We start from the raw sequence: 2,887 nt of genomic DNA, 5'->3' as shown, positions 1-2,887 counted from the left end.
CAGGTTTTGAACACGAAACTGAAGGCGCTGAGATCGAAGACGGTAAATACCACGTTCTTTGTATCAAAAAAGACGCACTATAATCGCTTAATGCGATAATGTGACTACCCTACCAATCCCTCGCTAATCATAGCGGGGGATTTTTTTTATTGTTAAAGATAGCCCAACCTCAACCAATCTATCGGCCTGATAGACTAAAAAATAATTTATACAAATATAATTACTCGCTTTTTTAATATTTAAAATTATTTCCCCCATTTTTTAATGTGTAATATTGCATAAATATGCAATGAATCCACATTTTAAACCGCCGCCCACAAAAACACTCAAACCATTGAAATAAAATAACTTTCAAAAAAAAACCAAAAAAAAACGCCAAATAAAATCCAATAATTAAACAAAATGAACGAATTTCGATACCATTAATGATTGATAAGATCATTGCTAAAATATTTTTTTCATTGATAAATTTTTGTTTTTATCAAAATAGCGACCTATATTGGGTCGAGCAAAAGAGAAGTATTTAGATTGAAGGTATTCAATCTAAATAGCTATATTGCAATTATCTCGGTAATAAATATTTAATTTGAAATAATTAAGGGTTTATCACCACAATAACAAATAACTCACCATGGAATCGATTTATTTAAATAAAAGACAAATCCTTTTTTAAAATAGATTTATCTCCCTTCAAATCATAGGTGAATATAATGTCATCGGAAACTGGCACTAAAAAAATGGGACTCGTTGGCTTAACTGTACTTGTTGCAGTTAACATGATGGGCTCTGGTATTATTATGCTACCAGCAAGCTTGGCGCAAGTTGGTGCAATTTCAATGTTGTCTTGGATTGTGACTGCGTTAGGCGCAATGTGTATTGCTTACACGTTCGCTAAGTGTGGTGCACTTTGTAAACGCTCTGGCGGTATGTCAGCTTACGCACAAGAAGCACACGGTAAATCCTCTTTTTTCATTTCCTCTTATACTTATTACGTGTGTTTAGTTATTAGCTGTGTGGCGATTGCCGTTTCAGCGTTGGGTTATATCAAACCATTTATACCTTGGCTTGATACACCGATGCACACATTCTTCGGTGTGGTTGCGATTCTTGTCTTCACTATGGTAGCTAACTTTGGCGGTGCGAAAATCACTGGTCAAATCTCAGCGTTCACGGTTTGGGGGATCATTATTCCGGTTGCGGGTCTGTCTATCATTGGTTGGTGGTGGTTCGATCCACAAACATTCATGAATGCATGGAACCCACATAACGACACCACTATGCACTCTGTATCTTCTGGTATCGCATTGACTTTATGGGCTTTCCTAGGTATTGAATCTGCAGGTGCTAACTCTGACGCGGTTGAAAACCCAGAGCGTAACGTACCACTTGCAGTACTCTTTGGTACAGGTTTCGCAGCGATCGTTTACATCGCATCGACAGGTGTTATTCAAGGTATTATTCCTAACTCAGAACTTGCAGCATCAACTGCACCGTTTGGCCTAGTATTTAGCCACATGTTTAACCCTATGGTAGGTAACATCGTTACTCTAGCCGCGGTTATCGCATGTATCGGCTCACTACTTGGCTGGCAGTTCACTAACGCACAGGTTTCTAAGGCTGCGGCAGATGAAGGTCTATTCCCTAAAATCTTTGCTAAAACCAACAAAGCAGGCGTACCAATTGCAGGTATGTTAATCATGCTAGCAGCTGAGATTTTACTCGCAGTAATGACTATCTCTCCTAACTTGATCAGCCAGTTCAACGCACTATTGAACCTTGCCGTATTCATAAACATGGTGCCTTACATCCTATCAATGACAGGTTTGGAAGTACTACTTCGCAAGAACATGGTATCTCAAAAGCAATATCGTATTGGTGCTACCGTGGGTACATTAGCCGTTCTTTACAGTATCTATGGTGTCTATGCTTGTGGTGCAACCGCAGTATTCGGCGGTACCATTCTGATGCTACTAGGTTATATATTCTATGGCTTCATTGCTGCTCGTGATACAAAACCAGAAACTAAAACGAATTAATTTATTAATACCTAACAAAAGTGAGAATGGGAATAAATAATAAACATGCTAACCATTAATACCCTTATTAATAATCAGCTTTATTTATTCCCTATTTATTAAATTCATAACGCGTTTTATTACGTCATATTAATGGCGAAATAAAACATGTCAGTCATCATTTTATTCAGGCGTTATTATGAACAACAATTATATAACCAGCAAAATGCGTACTCTCGTTATTGAGCACCAGAACATTACTCCAAACAGCTTTGCAGATCGTGCCACTAAATCGCTAATTACAGAGTTACAGAATCGCAGTATCGGCATTATCACTGCGACTTCTTATGAAGATGCACGTGCGGTTATTATGTCGACTCAAATCGATAGCCTAGTATTAGCACTAGAAAAAACTGAAGAGCAAATCGTTAGCTCTAACGAAGAAGTTGATTTGTTAGCAGCACTACAAGCACGTCAATCTGAAGTGCCAGTATTTCTACTTGCAGAACGCGCACGTACGTCCATTCTTAACAACCGTCAATTAATGGAGCGTGTTGATGAGTGCTATTCTGTACTAGAAGACACTGCTGATTTCGTCGCTGGCCGTATCGTTGCTTCAATGCGCCGTTACCGTGCTCAAGTGCTACCACCGTTCATGAAAGCGATGATGCACTACAACAATATCCATGAATACTCATGGTCTGCTCCAGGTCACCAAGGGGGGATCGGTTTTACTAAGACCCCTGCTGGTAACCAATTCTTTGAATTCTTCGGCGAAAACTTGTTCCGTACCGATATGGGTATCGAGCGTGCTGCACTAGGTTCATTACTTGACCACAGTGGCGCATTTAAAGATTCAGAAGTTGAAGCTG

General features: G+C 39.2%; 2 protein-coding genes. Both read left to right on the top strand.

Annotated features, from left to right (window positions below; genetic code table 11):
* Positions 1 to 710: 710 nt before the first annotated feature.
* Positions 711 to 2,036 carry a putrescine-ornithine antiporter gene (potE, locus tag PMAL9190_RS19695; protein ID WP_087846964.1) on the top strand — a complete coding sequence of 442 codons (1,326 nt, stop codon included), beginning with the start codon at positions 711 to 713 and terminating at the stop codon, positions 2,034 to 2,036.
* A gap of 178 nt (positions 2,037 to 2,214) precedes the next feature.
* The coding region (locus tag PMAL9190_RS19690; protein ID WP_306341484.1) for an Orn/Lys/Arg decarboxylase N-terminal domain-containing protein at positions 2,215 to 2,887 on the top strand (673 nt) is incomplete at its 3' end.

The organism is Photobacterium malacitanum (assembly GCF_900185615.1).
Classification (GTDB): domain Bacteria; phylum Pseudomonadota; class Gammaproteobacteria; order Enterobacterales; family Vibrionaceae; genus Photobacterium; species Photobacterium malacitanum.
Note: the sequence above shows the minus strand (reverse complement) of the source record. Positions and strands in the feature narration are given on the sequence as shown.

Bases quoted from the DNA above. Each gene is read 5' to 3' on its own strand.
- potE (WP_087846964.1), top strand. From the start codon at position 711: ATGTCATCGGAAACTGGCACTAAAAAAATGGGACTCGTTGGCTTAACT.